General features: G+C 65.1%; 19 protein-coding genes. 4 read left to right on the top strand and 15 right to left on the bottom strand.

Annotated elements, in window-relative coordinates; all coding sequences use genetic code 11:
* Positions 1-14: 14 nt before the first annotated feature.
* The 7 genes from acpP to CEY09_RS06415 form a co-directional block, all read right to left on the bottom strand.
* The gene (acpP, locus tag CEY09_RS06445; RefSeq protein WP_003813816.1) at positions 15-254 is read right to left on the bottom strand and encodes an acyl carrier protein; all 240 of its coding nucleotides are present in this window, start codon (positions 252-254) and stop codon (positions 15-17) included.
* Positions 255-468: 214 nt separating this feature from the next.
* Positions 469-1,218, bottom strand: coding sequence for a 3-oxoacyl-ACP reductase FabG (gene fabG / locus CEY09_RS06440; protein WP_006223826.1), 750 nt, complete (start codon positions 1,216-1,218; stop codon positions 469-471).
* Between the two features lie 4 nt (positions 1,219-1,222).
* Entirely contained in the window at positions 1,223-2,158 is a 936-nt protein-coding gene (gene fabD, locus CEY09_RS06435) for an ACP S-malonyltransferase (protein ID WP_088587981.1), read from the bottom strand.
* 96 nt (positions 2,159-2,254) lie between these two features.
* Positions 2,255-3,241, bottom strand: a complete 987-nt coding sequence (locus CEY09_RS06430) for a beta-ketoacyl-ACP synthase III (protein WP_006223824.1) — start codon at positions 3,239-3,241, stop codon at positions 2,255-2,257.
* The gene (gene plsX, locus CEY09_RS06425) at positions 3,241-4,308 is read right to left on the bottom strand and encodes a phosphate acyltransferase PlsX (RefSeq protein WP_035212788.1); all 1,068 of its coding nucleotides are present in this window, start codon (positions 4,306-4,308) and stop codon (positions 3,241-3,243) included. Before plsX ends, CEY09_RS06430 begins: the two co-directional genes overlap by 1 nt.
* 59 nt (positions 4,309-4,367) lie before the next feature.
* The gene (gene rpmF, locus CEY09_RS06420; protein WP_006218037.1) at positions 4,368-4,550 is read right to left on the bottom strand and encodes a 50S ribosomal protein L32; all 183 of its coding nucleotides are present in this window, start codon (positions 4,548-4,550) and stop codon (positions 4,368-4,370) included.
* 52 nt (positions 4,551-4,602) lie between these two features.
* Entirely contained in the window at positions 4,603-5,199 is a 597-nt protein-coding gene (locus CEY09_RS06415; RefSeq protein WP_006223821.1) for a YceD family protein, read from the bottom strand.
* 209 nt (positions 5,200-5,408) lie between these two features.
* On the opposite strand from CEY09_RS06415, the gene CEY09_RS06410 reads away from it, so the two are divergent.
* Genes CEY09_RS06410 through CEY09_RS06400 form a run of 3 tightly spaced genes read left to right on the top strand, consistent with a single transcriptional unit; the run spans position 5,409 to position 7,510 of the window.
* Entirely contained in the window at positions 5,409-6,011 is a 603-nt protein-coding gene (locus CEY09_RS06410; RefSeq protein ID WP_088587980.1) for a Maf-like protein, read from the top strand.
* Complete coding sequence (locus CEY09_RS06405; RefSeq protein ID WP_088587979.1) at positions 6,008-6,721, top strand: SAM-dependent methyltransferase; 714 nt, start codon at positions 6,008-6,010, stop codon at positions 6,719-6,721. Before CEY09_RS06410 ends, CEY09_RS06405 begins: the two co-directional genes overlap by 4 nt.
* A 3-nt stretch (positions 6,722-6,724) precedes the next feature.
* Positions 6,725-7,510 carry an N-acetylmuramoyl-L-alanine amidase gene (locus CEY09_RS06400; RefSeq protein ID WP_088587978.1) on the top strand — a complete coding sequence of 262 codons (786 nt, stop codon included), beginning with the start codon at positions 6,725-6,727 and terminating at the stop codon, positions 7,508-7,510.
* A gap of 8 nt (positions 7,511-7,518) precedes the next feature.
* On the opposite strand, the gene msrQ is transcribed toward CEY09_RS06400, so the two are convergent.
* The 4 genes from msrQ to CEY09_RS06380 all read right to left on the bottom strand — a co-directional run bounded on the left by msrQ (position 7,519) and on the right by CEY09_RS06380 (position 10,927).
* Positions 7,519-8,169 carry a protein-methionine-sulfoxide reductase heme-binding subunit MsrQ gene (gene msrQ / locus CEY09_RS06395; RefSeq protein WP_088587977.1) on the bottom strand — a complete coding sequence of 217 codons (651 nt, stop codon included), beginning with the start codon at positions 8,167-8,169 and terminating at the stop codon, positions 7,519-7,521.
* A 7-nt stretch (positions 8,170-8,176) separates the two neighbouring features.
* Entirely contained in the window at positions 8,177-9,139 is a 963-nt protein-coding gene (msrP, locus tag CEY09_RS06390; RefSeq protein WP_088587976.1) for a protein-methionine-sulfoxide reductase catalytic subunit MsrP, read from the bottom strand.
* Positions 9,140-9,296: 157 nt separating this feature from the next.
* On the bottom strand, positions 9,297-9,962 hold the full coding sequence (locus tag CEY09_RS06385; RefSeq protein ID WP_088587975.1) for an HAD family hydrolase: 666 nt from the start codon (positions 9,960-9,962) through the stop codon (positions 9,297-9,299).
* Positions 9,963-9,964: 2 nt separating this feature from the next.
* On the bottom strand, positions 9,965-10,927 hold the full coding sequence (locus tag CEY09_RS06380; protein WP_175216750.1) for an RluA family pseudouridine synthase: 963 nt from the start codon (positions 10,925-10,927) through the stop codon (positions 9,965-9,967).
* Between the two features lie 525 nt (positions 10,928-11,452).
* On the opposite strand from CEY09_RS06380, the gene CEY09_RS06375 reads away from it, so the two are divergent.
* Entirely contained in the window at positions 11,453-14,557 is a 3,105-nt protein-coding gene (locus tag CEY09_RS06375) for an Rne/Rng family ribonuclease (RefSeq protein ID WP_088587974.1), read from the top strand.
* Between the two features lie 156 nt (positions 14,558-14,713).
* On the opposite strand, the gene CEY09_RS06370 is transcribed toward CEY09_RS06375, so the two are convergent.
* The 4 genes from CEY09_RS06370 to trpB all read right to left on the bottom strand — a co-directional run bounded on the left by CEY09_RS06370 (position 14,714) and on the right by trpB (position 18,478).
* On the bottom strand, positions 14,714-15,262 hold the full coding sequence (locus CEY09_RS06370; protein ID WP_088587973.1) for an acyloxyacyl hydrolase: 549 nt from the start codon (positions 15,260-15,262) through the stop codon (positions 14,714-14,716).
* Positions 15,263-15,497: 235 nt separating this feature from the next.
* Positions 15,498-16,376, bottom strand: a complete 879-nt coding sequence (accD, locus tag CEY09_RS06365) for an acetyl-CoA carboxylase, carboxyltransferase subunit beta (protein ID WP_088587972.1) — start codon at positions 16,374-16,376, stop codon at positions 15,498-15,500.
* A 35-nt stretch (positions 16,377-16,411) separates the two neighbouring features.
* Complete coding sequence (trpA, locus tag CEY09_RS06360) at positions 16,412-17,275, bottom strand: tryptophan synthase subunit alpha (RefSeq protein WP_088587971.1); 864 nt, start codon at positions 17,273-17,275, stop codon at positions 16,412-16,414.
* Positions 17,276-17,278: 3 nt separating this feature from the next.
* Positions 17,279-18,478, bottom strand: a complete 1,200-nt coding sequence (gene trpB, locus CEY09_RS06355) for a tryptophan synthase subunit beta (protein ID WP_006223809.1) — start codon at positions 18,476-18,478, stop codon at positions 17,279-17,281.
* Positions 18,479-18,541 lie beyond the last annotated feature (63 nt).

Genomic DNA, 18,541 nt, shown 5'->3' with positions numbered 1-18,541 from the left:
GATATAGGCTGAGCTTACTGCTTACCGTGCGAATTGATGTAGTCAATCGCTTGTTGCACGGTCGTGATCTTTTCGGCCTCTTCGTCGGGGATCTCGGTCTCGAATTCGTCTTCGAGCGCCATGACCAGTTCGACCATGTCGAGCGAATCGGCACCGAGGTCGTCAAGGAAGGAGGATTCGTTCTTGATCTCGGCTTCGTTCACGCCAAGTTGTTCAGCGACGATCTTCTTGACGCGCTGTTCGATGCTTTCCATGCAGATCTCCAATTGGGAAAAATCCCGCGAATTATAGCCAAGCGTAGAGGAAAGCAACGCCTGGCCGTGACAAAAATAACACCGCGCACTTGTTCTGTCGCCCATCGGGGCGCAGGAATACCGGTATGCGGCGTTTCCGGATGAACTGCGCGCAGCCTCGCTGGTTGCCCGGCGGCGGCCCGGCGGCCTGGGCCGCCCGCGCGCAATTCGTGATTTATTGCATGTACATCCCGCCGTTTACGTGCAGGGTGGTGCCGGTAATGTAACCCGCTTGCGGCCCGGACAAAAAGGCCACCGCATGGGCGATGTCTTCCGGCGAGCCCAAACGGCCCAGCGGAATCTGCTGCAGCAGCGCAGTGGTCTGGCTTTCAGCCAGCGCACGGGTCATGTCGGTGTCGATGAAACCGGGCGCCACGCAGTTCACGGTGATGTTGCGGCTGCCCAACTCACGGGCCAGTGCGCGCGACATGCCCGACACGCCCGCCTTGGCGGCCGCGTAGTTCGCCTGGCCGGCGTTGCCGCTGGAACCCACGACGGACGTGACGTTGATGATGCGTCCCCAGCGGGCCTTCATCATGCTGCGCAAAACCGCGCGCGACAGGCGGAACACGGACGTCAGGTTCGTGTCCAGCACGGCGGACCAGTCGTCGTCCTTCATGCGCATGGCCAGCGTATCGCGGGTGATGCCGGCGTTATTGACGAGGATGTGCGGACCGCCGCCTTCCTTGCCCAACGCGTCGATCAACGCATCGCAGGCTTCGGCGTCGGTCACGTTCAGCACCACGCCGCGGCCGCCGGACGGCGCCAGGGCTTCGGTGATGGCGGCTGCGCCCGATTCGGACGTGGCGGTGCCCACGACGGTTGCGCCGCGCGCAGCCAGTTCCTGGGCGATGGCGCGGCCGATGCCGCGCGTGGCGCCGGTCACCAGCGCGATCTTGCCCTGCAGTTCGATCGAGTTGTCCATGTCTTTAATTTCCGTTAACGGCGGCCAACGCGGCTTCAAGCGACGCGGGATCGGTGATGGCCAGGCCGGTAAGTTCGGGGTCGATACGCTTGGTGAGGCCCGCCAGCACCTTGCCGGGGCCGCACTCGATGATGTGCGTGACACCTTGCGCCTTCATCGCGCGCAGCGTTTCCACCCAACGCACAGGATGCCATGCCTGACGCACCAGCGCATCCCGGATTGCCCCGGGTTCCGTGGGCGACGCCACATCGACGTTGTTGATCACGGGGATCTGCGGCACCGAGACGGTGACAGCGGCCAGCGCGCCAGCCAGCACGTCAGCGGCAGGCTTGAGCAGGCTGGAGTGGAACGGCGCGGACACCGGCAGCAGCAGTGCGCGCTTGGCGCCCGCGGCCTTGGCGAGTTCGCAGGCGCGCTCAACGGCGGCCTTGTGCCCCGCGATCACGACCTGCGCAGGCGCGTTGAAATTCACGGCTTCGACGATGTCGCCTTGGGCGGCTTGCGCACACGCGGCGCGCACGGCATCGTCGTCCAGGCCCAGGATGGCGGCCATGGCGCCCGTGCCCACCGGCACGGCAGCTTGCATGGCGTCGGCGCGCACACGCACGAGGCGCACGGCATCTTCAAGCGCCAGCGAACCGGCTGCGGTCAGCGCGGCGTATTCGCCCAGGCTGTGGCCGGCCACGACGTCGGGCTTGCGGCCGCCGGCGGCGCACCAGGCGGCATAGAACGCCACGCCAGCGGTCAGCATTGCCGGTTGGGTATTGGTGGTCAGGTTGAGCTGTTCCACCGGGCCTTGGCCGATCAGCGCGCCCAGATCCTGCCCCAGGGCTTGCGAGGCCTGCGCCACGGTATCAGTGACTGCAGCGACGCCCGACCAGGCATCCAGCATGCCGACAGCTTGCGAACCTTGGCCAGGGAAGACAAATGCGATTTTCATGATTGACCGGTTGGATTGATTCAGTGTCTGTGTGGAATGTCAGGCGCGCTCTCCGGGCGACGGCGGCGCAAGCGCCGCCCTGCCCCGGGCACACCCCTACATGCGGGCGAGTACCGAGCCCCAGGTGAATCCGCCGCCCACACCTTGCATCAGAATGAGCTGGCCCGGCTTGACGCGGCCATCCCGGCGCGCGGCATCCAGTGCCAGCGGCACGCTGGCCGCGGAGGTGTTGGCGTGGCTGTCAACGGTAATGACGACTTTCTCGACCGGCACGGCAAGCTTGCGCGCCAGGAAGTTCAGGATGCGCACGTTGGCCTGATGCGGGATCAGCCAATCGACGTCGGCGAGCGCCACGCCGGCTTCAGCGCAGGTGTCGCGGGCCGAACGGTCCAGCACGGTCACGGCTTGCTTGAACACAGCTTGGCCGTCCATCCGCAGGAACGGATCGCCCGTCACGTCGCCATAGGCCACGTTGCCAGCAGCGCTCAGGATCTTCATCTGGCTGCCGTCGGCATGCAGTTGCGCAGCCAGGATGCCCGGCTCGTCGGATGCTTTCAACACCACGGCACCCGCGCCATCGCCGAACAGCACGCAGGTGCTGCGGTCGTTCCAGTCCAGGATGCGCGAAAACACTTCCGCGCCGATCACCAACGCGCAACGGGCGCGGCCCGCGCGGATGAAGCTGTCGGCGGTGGTCAGGGCATAGACGAAGCCGCTGCACACGGCCTGCACGTCGAACGCCGCCGAACCCTTGGCGCCCAGGTTCGCCTGCACCAGGCAAGCCGTGCTGGGAAACACGAAATCGGGCGTGGACGTGGCCACGACGATCAGGTCGATCTCGGAGGCGTCGACGCCCGCATCCGCCAGCGCGCGGCGCGAGGCCTCGGTGGCTAGCTGACTGGTCGTGACGCCGCGTTCGGCCAGATGGCGCTGACGGATGCCCGTGCGCTCAACGATCCATTCATCGGACGTGGCGATATCGCGCGTCGCCAGCTCCGCTGCCAATTCGTCATTCGAAACCACGCGTTCCGGCAGGAAGCTGCCGGTGCCCGCGATTGCGGAATATTTCATTGCGGTATCCATCAAGCGGTGTCCCCAGCCACGTTCCGCGAAGGCGTTGCGGCGCCCTCGCCCGATTGAACGCGCTTGGTAATCTGAGCGACCGTCTGAGCGGTGCGCTCCAGCAGTTTACTCACTACGGCTTCGCGAGCTCGTTGCAACGCAAAACCGTAGGCGTAGACATCCGCGGAACCATGGCTCTTGATGACCACGCCACGCAAGCCCAGCAACGCGGCGCCGTTATAGCGCCGGTTGTCGACGCGATTGCGCAGACGGTTGAGCACCGGCTTGGCGATAGCGCCGGCCAGCAGGGTGACGATGTTGCGTTTGAACTCTTCGCGAATGATGCTGGACAGCATCTTCGCCAGCCCCTCGACGGACTTGAGCACGACGTTGCCGACGAAACCGTCGCAGACGACGACGTCGACCGTGCCCTTGAAGATGTCGTTGCCTTCCACGTTGCCGTAGAAATTCAACGGGCTGCCGCGCAGGAGCTCTGCAGCTTCCTTGACGACTTCGTTGCCCTTGATGACTTCTTCGCCGATGTTGAGCAAGCCCACGGAGGGGTTCTCACGATGGTCCACCGCCTGCGACAGCGCGGCGCCCATGATGGCGAATTGCAGTAGGTGCTCGGCCGAGCAGTCCACATTCGCACCCAGGTCCAGCACCGTGGTGGCGCGGCCCGTCTGGTTCGGAATGGACGTGGCGATCGCGGGGCGGTCGATACCGTCCAGCGTTTTGAGCACGTAGCGTGAAATGGCCATCCACGCGCCGGTGTTGCCCGCGGAAACGCAGGCGTCAGCGCGCCCGTCCTTGACGGACTGGGCGGCCAGGCGCATGGAGGAGTCTTTTTTGCGGCGCAGGGCGACCTCGACAGGGTCGTCCATGGTGACGACTTCAGAAGCCGCCACGATTTCCATACGATCGCGCGCTACGCCGCGGTGCTCGGAGAGCGCCGCTTCGATAGCGTCGGGAAGCCCGACCAGCAATAGCCGGGTATCCGGAAATTGCCGGGCGAACTCGATCGCAGCCGGAATCGTGACGGGCAGACCGAAGTCTCCGCCCATACAGTCTATGGCGATGCGTATCACGGGTGCCAGGTATCAGCGCTCAGCCGAATTGGTCCGAGTACGAGTTCGGCCCGGGGGCCTTATTCGTCGGCCTTGGTCTTCAGGACCTTGCGGCCACGGTAAAAGCCGTTGGGGCTGATGTGGTGACGCAGGTGCGTTTCACCGGTGTTCGGCTCGATGGCGGTCGACGGAGCAACCAGAAAATCGTGCGAACGGTGCATACCGCGCTTGGAGGGGGACTTCTTGTTTTGTTGAACGGCCATGATGACTCCTAGAAACGGGGCGCATTGTACGCGATGCGGCCCGATGTTGATCTCAATCTTTGTGCTTCAGTTGTTCCAGCACCGCAAACGGCGACGGACGCTTGACAGCGGGCTCATCAAGAGCATCGCTGACTTTGGCCTGCGCGCCCGGGCATACTTCATGCTTGGGCACATACGGAACGCTCAGAATGAGCTCATCTTCGATCTGGGCCAGCAGATCAAAATGATGTGAACCCACCACCTTTTCAGGCTGGTTGGACACAAAACCATTTCCTTCTTCGTCTTCATCGTCCTCGTCGGCATGACCGTCGGTGTAATCACCGTTGGTAAAACCATCGTCGAGATCGGCTTCGGACTTGACCAGCTGCAAGAGGACTTCGCTATCGACCGGATACACGAACGGCGCGTTGCACCGCTGGCACACCAGCACCGGGTTCGCCTGCACGTGAACGTGCAAGAGGGGCCGGCCAAGCAACAGACCAGACTTGCCCACCTCACCGCGCACGGACCAAGTCACAAGCCCGGCATCGCCCAGCGGTTGTTCGGGTAACCCTTCAACCGCGCGCGAAAACCGCACAAGAGGTATGGTGCCATGCGCTTCCTTGCCACTATGGGCAAATGCGAATGCATCGATGCGCTTAATGATCAATCCTTTGCATTTACAGGTCTTTGCGATGGATCACGTTTTGCCACCTTGGGTTTGCAAACCTGGGGTTGCCCACCTGACTTTGCCAAGCTGGCTTTATCAAACAGCACGCCGTGACCAGAACGCGACCCGAATTTGGGTACCCGTTCACTGCAAAAATCCCGCAAAACGTTAGATAATACTGCGACTTACGCTTTAACGTCAAATATCGCATGCCTTCCAAGCCTAGCCTGATCCTCGCGTCCAGCTCGCGTTACCGCAAAGAACTGCTGTCGCGCCTGCGCCTGCCCTTCACCGCCATTTCCCCCGATGTAGACGAAACGCCACAACCCGGCGAAACGCCTGCCGCGCTGGCCCTGCGCCTGTCGGTCGCCAAGGCCATGGCCGTGGCGGACAAGCACCCCGGCAGCCTCGTCATCGGGTCGGATCAGGCGGCCACCGTGGACGGCCAGCCGATCGGCAAACCGGGGGATTTCCCTCGCGCCCTGGCGCAATTGCGGGCCCTGTCGGGGCAAATCGTGGAATTCCACAGCGCATTGGCGGTGACGGATGGCCAACGGGTGGAAAAAGCCGACATCGTCACGCGTTGCCATTTCCGCCAACTGTCGGACCGCGCCATCGAGGCCTATCTGCGCGCCGAGGAACCCTACGATACCGCAGGCAGCGCCAAGGCGGAAAGCCTGGGCATCGCCCTGATGGAGAGCATCCAAAGCGACGACCCGACCGCCATCATCGGGCTGCCGCTGATCGAGTTGACGCGCATGCTGACGCGGTTCGGCCTGGATCCGCTGGACGCGCCGGGAGCTTCCGAATGAGCGGCGGCGCCCTGCACCTGATCCCGGTCGGCCTGGGAGAGGCCCCGCCCGAGCGCTGGCTGCCCGCCGACGTGCGCGCGCTGGCCGGACGGCTGGACACCTACATCGCCGAGAACGCCAAAACAGCGCGCGCCTTCCTGAAGCTGATCGGCACTACCCGGCCTCTGCAGGAAATCACCATCCACACGCTGACCGACAAGGTCAACGACGGCCAGATCAAGACGTGGCTGGAGCCGGTGAGGAAAGGCGCGGAAATCGGGCTGGTCTCCGAAGCGGGCTGTCCCGCCGTCGCGGACCCCGGCGCCAAGGTCGTGGACGCCGCCCATCGCCTGGGCATCACCGTCAAACCCTGGGTGGGCCCTTCTTCCATTCTGCTGGGCCTGATGGCCAGCGGCCTGGACGGGCAGCGTTTCGCTTTCCACGGCTACGCGCCGGTGGACCCGGCCGAACGCGCCAAGCAGTTGCGCGCCTGGGAACAGCATTCGGCCAAGCACAACCAGACCCAGTTGCTGATCGAAACGCCGTACCGCAATGCCGCCATGTTCGCCACCTTGCTGGCCAGCCTGAAGGGCGACACCAAACTGTGCGTGGCCCGCTCGGTCACGACTGCCGACGAATGGGTCGTGACGCACACCGTGGCCGACTGGAAAAAGCTGCCGGCGCCCCAATTGGACAAGCTGCCCACGCTGTTCCTCTACCTGGCCCGCTGACCCATGTTCCGCTTGATCACCACACTGCTGGCCACGGCAGTCCTGGCGGGCTGCGCCACGCGCGGCCCCGCCGGACTGGACCTGGACACCTCAGTCACCGCCGTCAGCCAGGCCAGCCGCGTACGCAGCGTCGTCCTGCACTACACCTCGGTCGACGACGCCACCTCCATGAAGCTGCTGTCCCAAGGCAAGGTCAGCGCGCACTACCTGATCAACGACGCCGGGCGCGCCTATCGCCTGGTGGATGAAAACCGTGCCGCCTGGCATGCCGGCGCCAGCTCCTGGTACGGCAACATCGCCATGAACAGCACGTCCATCGGCATCGAAGTCGTCAACCCCGGCTGGACGGACGGCCCGGATGGCAAGCCGCTCTGGCATCCCTACAACGAACGCCAGCTGCGGGCGCTGACGATCCTGCTGCGCGACATCATCCAGCGGCACGGGATCGCCTCTGAAAACGTGGTGGGCCACAGCGATATCGCCCCGCAGCGCAAAGTGGACCCTGGCCCGCTTTTCCCGTGGAAAGCACTGGCTGCGGCGGGGATCGGCCGCTGGTACGACGAGGCCGGCGCCACCGAGCATCTGGCGCGCCTGCAAACCGAGGGCGTGCCGGACGTGGCCTGGTTCCAGAAGCAATTGCTGCGGCTGGGTTATGCCTGCCCGCAGGATGGCGCCCTGGACCGCGCAACAATCAACACATTGGCGGCCTTCCAGATGCACTATCGCCCCGCCCTGCACGATGGCCAGCCGGACGCGGAAACCGCGGCGATCATGCTGGCAATGCCTTAGGCGAACCCCTAGGCGCGGCGGCGCCACCACGCCACGATCCGCCACCCCAGCAGCAGGGCAAGCACCGAGGCATACAGGAGCGGCTGCGCCAGGTCGTTCTTGCCGGCCTTGTGCCACCAATAGTGCAGGACCGCCAGCAGCCCGATCGCGTAGATGGCGCGGTGTAGTTGCTGCCAGCGCTTGCCCAGCCGGCGCATGGCCCACTGTGTGGAAGTGGCCGCCAGCGCCGTCATCAGCACAAAGGCGGCAAACCCCACCGTGATGAAGGGGCGCTCGCCAATGTCCTGCAGCATCGCCGCCGGATCCAGCCCGCGGTCCCACCAGACCCAGGCCATGAAATGCATGGCGCCGTAGAAAAACGCGAACAGCCCGCACATGCGGCGCACGCGAACCAGCGCGGGCTGCCCGGTCAGGCGGCGCAGCGGCGTGATCGCCAGCGTGACCAGCAGGCAAACCAGCGTCCACGTGCCGGACGAGCGCGTCAGAAACTCCACCGGGTTTGCGGTCAGGCCGTTGTTGAACCCCAGCCAGATCCACCGCAGGAGCGGCGTCAGGCCCAACAGGAACAGGACAGGCTTGAACCGCCCGACTGCCCGAGCGGACAGGGACGCCTTGCGCGGGACTGCGGTAGCCGCAGGTTGCGAAGTGCCTTCAGGCATCGATGCCTCAGTAGTTGGCTTTCAGGTCCATGCCCTGGTAGAGCGATGCCACCTGTTCGCCATAGCCGTTGAACATCAAGGTCTTGCGCTTGGGGCTGAACAGGCCGTCCTCGCCGATGCGGCGTTCGGTCGCCTGGCTCCAGCGCGGATGCGGGACGTTGGGGTTCACGTTGGCATAGAAGCCGTACTCCTGCGGGGCCGCCTTGATCCAGGACGACACCGGCAGCTTTTCCACGAGCCGGATCTTGACGATCGACTTGGCCGACTTGAACCCGTACTTCCACGGCACCGCCAAGCGCAACGGGGCTCCGTTCTGGTTGGGCAGGACCTTGCCATACACGCCGAACACCAGCATCGCCAATGGATTCATGGCCTCGTCGATGCGCAGCCCTTCCACGTAGGGCCAGTCAAGAATGGCGGCCCGCACGCCCGGCATGTTCTCGCGCTGCACCGCCGTGACGAATTCAACGTATTTGGCGTTGCCCGTGGGCTCGACCTGTTTCAGCAGTTCAGACACCGAATAGCCCACCCATGGGATCACCATGGACCAGCCCTCGACGCAGCGCAGGCGATAGACGCGTTCTTCCATCGGCGCGAGCTTGAGCAATTCCTCGATGCTGAAGGTGCGCGGCCGGGCGACCTCGCCTTCGACGCTGACTGTCCAGGGGCTCGTCTGCAACTTGCCGGCGTTCGCGGCGGGATCGCCCTTATCGACGCCGAACTCGTAGTAGTTGTTGTAGGACGTCACATCGGCCAGCGAGGTCTGCTTGTCCATGACGCTGAGCGACGCATTGGGCTTGCCCGGCAGGGCGCCGGCGTCCTGGGCAAAGGCGCTGCGCGTCGCCCAGCCCGGCAAACCCACGGCGGCGGCCGTCAGCCCGGCGCGCAGCATCAACTCGCGCCGCGAGCGCCAGACGGCCTCGTCGGTGATTTCGGACGGAACAATATCGGCGGGTTTGCGTATCAACATCGTGGTCTCTCCGGTCTGGGGCCTGCCAGTGATGGCCGCGCCCTGCGCATGCCATAGACGTTGCGCCATCCCATGATATTCCGCGGCAGCATCGCCGCGGACGGGAACTTCCAGATTGACCCGCCCCGAGGCCGGACGTTCCCGGCCGGCTACCGGATCAGGCGCTTGCGGACACCCGCGGCAAGAGCCAGTCGCGCACCAGCGGCACGCTATCGAGCACCGCCTGCGGCGCACAACCTTGCAGTTCCTTCAGGGTATGCGCACCATACGTCACGCCCAGGCCATGGACGCCAGCATTGGCCGCCATCTGCAGGTCGTGGGAGGTATCGCCGATCATCACGACTCGACCCGGCTCGACGTCCAGTTCCTGCATCAGCTCGTGCAGCATCGCCGGGTGCGGCTTGCTGAAGGTTTCGTCCGCGGTGCGGGTGGCGTCGAACAAGGGGCCCAGGCCGGTCGCGGCCAGCGCGCGGGTCAGGCCGACCCGGCTCTTGCCCGTCGCGACGGCCAGGCGCACGTTCTGCCCGGCCAGCTCGGCCAACAGTTCCGGGATCCCGTCAAACAGACGCAACTCGGGGTCGCGCAACAGGTAATGGGTGCGATAGCGCTCCAGGAACCGGGGCATCATCGCCTGCGTCAGTTCCGGCACGGCGCGGCGCAGCGCGCTTTCCAGGGACAGACCAATCACCCAGCTGGCTTCGGATGCCGTGGGCACCGCCAGGTCCAGATCGCGGCAAGCGCCCTGAATGGCCGCCACGATACTGTGCGTGGAATCCATCAAGGTGCCATCCCAGTCAAACACGACCAGCGAATACGACGACATAATCAGACCGACTCCAGTTGTTTCAGTATTTGCCGGCACGCGGGAGGCAGTTCGGCGGTAAGGGTCAGGGGCTCGCCCGTGACCGGATGAGCCAGGGTCAGCTGGTGGGCGTGCAGGAACATCCGGCCGAACCCGTTGCGGGCGAATTCCGCCCGGACGTCGTCATGGCCGTATTTGTCGTCGCCCACGATGGGAAAGCCGCTGGCGGCCAGGTGCACACGGATCTGATGGGTGCGCCCGGTGCGCAGCTCGGCGTCGACCAGGCTGTAGCCGCCAAAGCGCTGCTTGAGCGTGATGATGGTGTGCGCCGTCTGGCCGTCGGGATCCACCTTGACCCGGCGCTCGCCCGATTGCGTGGTCCACTTGGACAAGCTCAGCTTGATGTGCTGGCGGTCGTTGACCCAATCGCCCTCGACCAGGGCCAGATAGTGCTTGTCGCCCTTGCCTTCCCGCAGCATGGCATGCAGGGCCAGCAGCGCGCTGCGCTTCTTGGCCACCATGAGCAGACCCGAGGTCTCGCGGTCCAGCCGATGCACCAGCTCCAGGAACTTGGCCTCGGGCCGGGCGGCGCGCAATTGTTCGATCACGCCGAACGACACGCCGCTGCCGCCGTGCACCGCCACGCCGGCGGGCTTGTCCACGACCAGCAAGGCGTCGTCCTCGAACACGATCGGGAATTCCGCGCCGGGCACCGGCCGGGGCTTGCCCGGATCCGGCAAGCGCAGGGGCGGGATGCGCACAATGTCGCCCTCGACGATGCGATAGTCGACCGAAATGCGTCCCTTATTTACGCGCACTTCGCCGCCGCGGATGGCTTTGTAGATATGCGTTTTGGGGACGCCCTTGCACAGGCGCATCAGGTAGTTATCCAGACGCTGGCCGGCATGCTCGGCATCGACCTCCACCATTCGGACGGCGGGGGGGGCTTTAGAGGGGGATATGGGGGAGGAAGTTTCTTTGCGCATTGCGGAAAGCGACATATAATCGGGACAGCCTTAAGGGGCTGAACTAGCCGCCTGGCGTAGAGATGCAATTTAAATACGCAACTCCGTCGAGCGCGCGGGCCGCCATTGTACTGCCTGCTCATTCAACCCCTGGGTCTCTTGGTCGCCGGCGCAACCGCGCCCTGCCGGATAGTGGTGTGGCATTCACTTTGCCCGCTGTCCCAGCAGGTCCGTTGCATGCCGCAAGCGGCTCTGAAGCACTGCAAGAATCGTCGCATATTTAAAGCACCAGCTGCGTGTAGGCAACCAATCCGACCGCAACTGCCGTTCACAGCAATTTTTCCGTCAAACCACATTCAGTGAAGCTGACCCTCCTGCTGACAGAACCCCGTGCCCCACGGCACGACGTGCCCGCCTGACCCGCGGCGGATACGCCTGGGCGCCGCCCAGGTACGGTCCGCATTTCTTGCCCGCTTCAGCCGCAGCCCGAGTGACCCGAGGTCACGCGCCGATATCGGCGCGTCATGACAACGGAGAAACCCTCTCATGAAGCGCATGCTGTTCAATGCGACGCATCAGGAAGAATTACGCGTCGCAATCGTCGATGGGCAAAAACTCATCGACCTCGACATCGAGACTGCCGGCCGCGAACAACGCAAAGGCAACATCTACAAAGGTGTCATCACCCGGATCGAACCCGGCCTGGAAGCTTGCTTCGTCAACTACGGTGAAGACCGTCACGGCTTTCTGCCCTTCAAGGAAGTTGCCCGCAGCTTCTTCAAGGAAGGTGTAGATGTCCGTAGCGCCCGCATCCAGGATGCGCTGCGCGAAGGCCAGGAACTGATCGTTCAGGTCGAAAAGGAAGAGCGCGGCAACAAGGGCGCTGCCCTGACCACGTTCATCTCGCTGGCTGGCCGCTACCTGGTCCTGATGCCCAACAACCCCCGTGGCGGTGGCGTTTCGCGCCGCGTCGAGGGCGAAGACCGTCAGGAACTGCGCGACACGATGGAGCAGCTTGAGCTGCCCCAGGGCATGAGCATCATCGCCCGCACGGCCGGCATCGGCCGCAACGTCGAAGAGCTCCAGTGGGACCTGTCCTACCTGTTGCAGCTGTGGACCGCCATCGACGGCGCTGCCCGCGACAACTCCGCGCCCATCCTGATCTACCTGGAATCCAGCCTGGTCATCCGGGCCATCCGCGATTACTTCTCGCCCGAAATCGGCGAGATCCTGATCGACACCGACGAGATCGCCGACCAGGCCACCGCCTTCATGAGCGTGGTGATGCCGGACAACGTCCAGCGCGTCAAACGCTACCGTGACGACATCCCGCTGTTCTCGCGCTTCCAGATCGAACACCAGATCGAAACGGCGTACTCGCGCACCGTGACGCTGCCCTCGGGCGGCGCCATCGTGATCGACCACACCGAAGCGCTGGTTTCCGTCGACGTGAACTCGGCCCGCTCCACGCGCGGCGCCGACATCGAGGAAACCGCGCTGCGCACGAACTCCGAAGCGGCCGACGAAGTGGCCCGCCAGTTGCGCTTGCGCGACCTGGGCGGCCTGATCGTCATCGACTTCATCGACATGGAAGACAGCAAGAACCAGCGCGCCGTCGAACAGCGCCTGCGTGACGCCCTCCATTTCGACCGTGCCCGCGTGCAAATGGGCAAGATCTCGCGCTTCGGCCTGATGGAACTGTCGCGCCAGCGCCTGCGTCCGGCCCTGAACGAAGGCTCGCACATCACCTGCCCGCGCTGCAACGGCACCGGCGTGATCCGCGATGCCGAATCCAGCGCCCTGCACGTGCTGCGCCTGCTGCAAGAAGAAGCGATGAAGGAAAACACCGCGGCGGTCCACGCCCAGGTGCCGGTGGATGTTGCCACCTACCTTCTGAACGAAAAGCGCGCTGACATCACCAAGATGGAAGCCCGCCTGAAGGTCAACCTGATGCTGATCCCCAACAAGCATCTGGAAACGCCGCACCACCACATCGAGCGCCTGCGCCACGACGATCCGCGACTGGAAGAACTGAAGACCAGCTTCGAGCTGGTGGAAGCCCCGGCCACTGACGCGCCCTGGCAGCCGCGCGAAAGCGAGATCAAGGCCCGTCCGGAAGCGCTGGTCAAGGGCATCACGCCCTCGCAGCCCGCTCCCGTCTCGACGCCCGCAGCCCCGGTCGCCGCTCCCGCAGCGCCCGCCGCAGCAGGTGGCCTCGGCGGCCTGTTCAAGCGCCTGGTCGGCTGGCTGACCGGCAATGCCGACACCGCCAAGCCCGCCCCCGCCGCCCAGGAAGACAGCGCCAAGCGCGCGGCCTCCGGCCGTGGCGGCAAGGGCCGCAGCGGCCATGACGGCCAGGAACGCCGCGGCGAACGCCACGGTTCGGACCGCAACCGCAACCGTCGCGGCGAATCGCGTGCCGAAGGCGCTGAAGGCAGCGAAGGCGGCCGCCATCACGTGCGTGGCAACCGTCGCCCCGAAGGCGAACGCGGCGAGCGCCAGGAACGTGGCGACCGCGGCAACCGCAACGAACCGCGCGGCGACCAGGCTGCACAGGCAGCCCTGGCCTCCAACCGCCCCGACCAGGCTGACCTGGCCAATGGCGACGACACCGGCGCTGGCCGCAACCGCCGCCGTGGCCGTGGCCGCAATCGCCGTGAAGAAGGCCAGTCCGACGCGCCAATGAGCGAACAGGAAAGCATGGTGGCCGCGCTGGCGCAAAGCGTCGCGACCGCCCTGCCCGACACCAAGCCGGCTGCTGAAGCCACTGCGGACGCGGCCGACGCCGCCGAGCAGACCGCTGACGGCATCCCGACGGCAGAAGGCGCCGAAGGCGCAGCCGATCCGGAACGCAAGCGCCGTCGCCGCCGCAGCCGCCGTGGCCGCCGCAGCCCGGACGAAGCAGGTTTGGCTGGCAGCGACGAGCAACTGGAAGACGGTTCGGATGACGACGCCGGCGAACAAGCCGAAGGCGTCCCGGCCCAAGCCGCTCCCGCTGCTCCGGCTGCCCCGGCCCAGGTTGCAGAAGCCGCTCCGGTAGCTGCCGAGCAAGCCACTCCGGTTCAGACGCAAGCCGTCCAGACCAAGGTGACGGAAGCCCAGGTCATTGAAGCCGCACCGGTGCAAGCCGAAGTGGCTGCCCAGCAGGTCGAAGCCCCGGCGGTCGAAGCCCAACAGGCTGACACCCCGAAGGCAGAACCCGTGCAAGCCGCGGCCGAACCGGTGGCCCAGCCCGTGCAAACGGCTGCCCCGGAAGTGACGCAGCCGGTCGCAGTGGAACCCGCCAGCCAGGTGTCCGCACCTGCGCCGGTGGCCGCCCCCGTGGAAACCGCTGCCGCGGAACCCGTTGTGACGGCCCCCGCACCGGTGGCTGAAGCCGCCGCGCCGGTCGCTGCTGCGCCGGTCGCCGCTCCTGCGGACGCGCAACAGCCGATCGTGGTGCCCGCAACGGCCCCGACGGCCAAGGCCCAAGCCTTGCACGACGTGGTGAATGCCGCTGGCCTGAAGTGGGTGGAAACCGATCCGGACCGTCACGCCCAGACCCAGCTGCGCATCGCCGCCGCGCATACGCCGACCCGCCTGGGCCGTGAGCGCAAGCCGGTTGCGGCCGTTTCGAACGAACCGCTGGTTCAAGTCGAAACGCGCCACTAAGCCGCTCGCGCGACAAAAAGCCCCCATCGCATGATGGGGGCTTTTTTTTTTGCCTAAGGCCGCCCCGGCGCGTTCGGTGCCAACCGCAGCGGCAAGACCACAGGGCGAAAAAAAGCCCTCGTGATCGAGGGCTTCAAGATCGCAGCCGAGCCGGGCTCAGAACTGGTACGTGTAGGTCAGCTGGACCACGTCCAGGCCCGGGTTCGGGCGCTTGATGCTGGCGTTGGAGAAGTGCGAATAGCGCACGCCGATACGGTTGTTCGGGGTCAGGAGGAAGCCCATGCCGACGTGGTCGCCGAACTGGAAGGCGGTACTGATGTTCTCGTTGGCGAAGCGCGTGCTGGAGAACACCGTGGCGCCAATGCCGGCCTCGAGGTAGAAGCGCTCGCCCGTCCACCAGCGGAACATCGGAATGGCGTTCAACTGCCAGACATGGCCCGGCGAACGCGAACCATCGGCCCACCAGTAGGATGCGCCGAGCTCAGGCGTCAGGTCCAGACGGCCCCAGTTGCCACCGAACTGGTGGGTCCAGACAGAGGGGGTTTCGTAGTTCAGCGTGAAGCGCTGATAGTGGTCGCCGATGCCGTAATGCATACTGACCCCGCCTTGCGTGCCCTCGGACGATTGCGCGCTGGCCACGGTGGCGGCGCCGGCAAGCGCCAGACCGATAAGGCAGGTAAGCATTTTCTTCTTGGTCGACAGCATAGGTAACTCCGTAGAATTCTGGACTAACCGGCAACATATCAAAATCCGGGCCGCATGGCTTGGCTATTGTCGCAATATGGCAACAATTCGAGGTGGAAAACACTGTTCCGAAAAACGTGGTCACACCCGATACAAGATCCGCCCTGCGGCACAACAAGTATGCGGCCGGCCAACAACGAAAATGCCGCCGACAGCATCAGGCTGACGGCGGCATTTTTTGACGCGGCGAAGCGAATTAGACGGCGGTGACGACGTCCGCCGGCTGATTGGTCAACAGCGCCAGCAGGCGGGCGATTTCCTCGCGCAGCTGGCGGCGGTCGATAACCATGTCGATAGCGCCCTTCTGCAGCAGGAACTCGGCGCGCTGGAAGCCTTCAGGAAGCTTCTCGCGCACGGTCTGTTCGATCACGCGCGGGCCGGCAAAGCCGATCAGCGCCTTGGGTTCGGCGATGACCACGTCGCCCATGAAGGCGAAGCTGGCCGACACGCCGCCCATGGTGGGGTCGGTAAGCACGCTGATGAATGGCAGGCCCGCCGCCGACAGGCGCGTGAGCATGGCGTTCGTCTTGGCCATCTGCATCAGGGACAGCAGGCTTTCCTGCATGCGCGCGCCGCCAGAGGCAGCCACGCAGATGAACGGCGTCTTGTTGTCCAGGGCGGCCTGGGCGCCACGCGCAAAGCGCTCGCCCACCACCGAGCCCATGGACCCGCCCATGAATTCGAATTCAAAGCAGGCAAGCGTCGCCGGCACGCCGCGGATCGAGCCGCTCATGACCACCAGCGCATCGGTTTCACCGGTTTGCTTGACGGCCTCTTGCAGGCGCTCGGGGTACTTGCGGGTGTCCTTGAACTTCAGCGTGTCCACGGAACGCGTGGTCTGGCCGATTTCGACGCGGCCTTCCATGTCCAGCAGCGAATCGATGCGGGCACGGGCGCCGATGCGCATGTGATGGTCGCACTTGGGGCACACATGCAGATTGGCCGCCAAGTCTTCGCTGTACAGCACCGATTCGCACGACGGGCATTTCACCCAAAGGCCTTCGGGCACGCGGCGGGCGCCGCTGTCGCTGGTCTTATTGATGCGAGGAGGCAGGAGTTTTTCGATCCAGCTCATTGATATTTCATCCCGTGTGAGGTCGCGCCCGCCGTTCAGGCCGACGCGTTTTCTCGTTTTACTTGATCCAGCGCGAGCCGGATGGTGCGCAGCCAGCCGCTGGCGGCGGTAACTGCAGCGTCGGTTTTCTGGGCAGCCGGGGCGTCAGCCACCGCCTGCTCCATCGTTTCAATCAGTTTGCTGCCAATGACGACCGCATCGGCCACGCGCGCCACGCGTTGGGCGCTTTCCGCATCGCGGATGCCGAAGCCGACACCCACCGGGATGTTGCGCACATGGCGGCGGATGACGGCCACGCGTTCAGCGACGTCGTCGGTATTCAGCGACCCCGAGCCCGTAACGCCCTTGAGCGACACGTAATACACATAGCCGCGCGCCACTTCCGCCACGGCCTGGATCCGGGCCTCGGTGGAGGTGGGAGCCAGCAGGAAAATGGGGGCAATGCCGTGTTCGCCCAAGGTCGCGGCGAACTCGATGACTTCTTCAGGCGGGTAGTCCACGACCAGCACGCCGTCCACGCCCGCGCGTTCGGCGTTGACGGCAAAAGCCGTCTGGCCCATGCGCTCGATCGGGTTGGCATAACCCATCAGCACCACGGGGGTGGTGGTGTCGCGTTGGCGGAATTCAGCCACCAGTTCCAGCACGCGGGTCAGGCCCACGCCCTGTGCGATGGCGCGGTCGGCGGCGCGCTGGATCACCGGGCCGTCGGCCATGGGATCCGAAAACGGCACGCCGAGTTCGATCACGTCGGCGCCGGCCTCGACCAGCGCGTGCATCAGGGGAACGGTAGCGGCGGACGACGGGTCGCCTGCCGCGATATACGGAATCAGCGCCGCGGCACGGCCGGATTCGGCGGTGCGCGCAAAGGCGGCGGCGATGCGATCGGTGCGAATTGTCATGTTTTAGAGCTCGATACCGGCACGTTCAGCGACGGTATGCATGTCTTTGTCGCCACGGCCCGACAAGTTGACCAGGATGACGGCGTCGCGCGGCAGCGTGGGGGCCATCTTCGCGGCTTGCGCGATGGCATGGGACGACTCAAGCGCGGGCATGATGCCTTCGATGCGGCAGCAGTCGTGGAACGCCTTCAGGGCTTCATCGTCGGTGATCCCCGCGTATTCCGCGCGGCCCGTGTCTTTCAGCCAGGCATGCTCGGGGCCGACGCCGGGGTAGTCCAGGCCTGCGGACACGGAATGCGTTTCCTGGACCTGGCCATCGGCGTTCTGCATGACGTAGGTGCGGTTGCCGTGCAGCACGCCCACCTGGCCGGCAGCCAGCGATGCGGCGTGCTTGCCGCTGTCCATGCCCTCGCCCGCCGCTTCGACGCCGATCAGGCGCACGTTTTCATAGGGGATGTAGGGATGGAAGATGCCCATGGCGTTCGAGCCGCCGCCCACCGCCGCCACAACGTAGTCGGGCTGGCGGCCGATGGCTTCAGGCATCTGCGTCAGGCATTCGTTGCCGATGACGGTCTGGAAGTCGCGCACCATGCGGGGATAGGGGTCGGGACCCGCTACCGTGCCGATGATGTAGAACGTGTTTTCAATGTTGGTGACCCAGTCGCGCATGGCTTCGTTCAGCGCGTCCTTCAGGGTGCGCGAACCGGAAGTGACCGGCACCACCGTGGCGCCCAGCAGCTTCATGCGGTAGACGTTCGACGCCTGGCGGCGGATGTCTTCGCTGCCCATGTACACCACGCATTCCATGCCGTAGCGGGCCGCCACCGTGGCCGTGGCCACGCCGTGCTGGCCGGCGCCGGTTTCGGCGATGACGCGCGGCTTGCCCATGCGCTTGGCCAGGAGGGCCTGGCCGATGCAGTTGTTCACCTTGTGCGCGCCGGTGTGGTTCAGGTCTTCGCGCTTGAACCAGATCTGCGCGCCGCCCAGCAGGTCCGACCAGCGGCGGGCATGGTAGACCGGGCTGGGCCGGCCGACGAAATGCTTGAGTTCGTAGTTGAACTCTTCCAGGAAGGCGGGATCGACACGGTAATGGTCATAGGCGGCACGCAGCTCGTCGAGCGCGTGCATCAGCGTTTCCGCCACGAAAACACCGCCATAAGGGCCGAAATGGCCCTTGGCATCCGGAAAGTCGTAAGGTTTCACCAAGCATCTCCCCCGGTATCGCGGCAGACCACTGCCGGCCGCAAATCCGGTTTGCAACCCGTC

It is taken from the genome of Achromobacter marplatensis (assembly GCF_002209535.1).
Classification (GTDB): domain Bacteria; phylum Pseudomonadota; class Gammaproteobacteria; order Burkholderiales; family Burkholderiaceae_B; genus Achromobacter; species Achromobacter marplatensis.
This window is presented reverse-complemented; position numbering and strand designations above follow the sequence as displayed.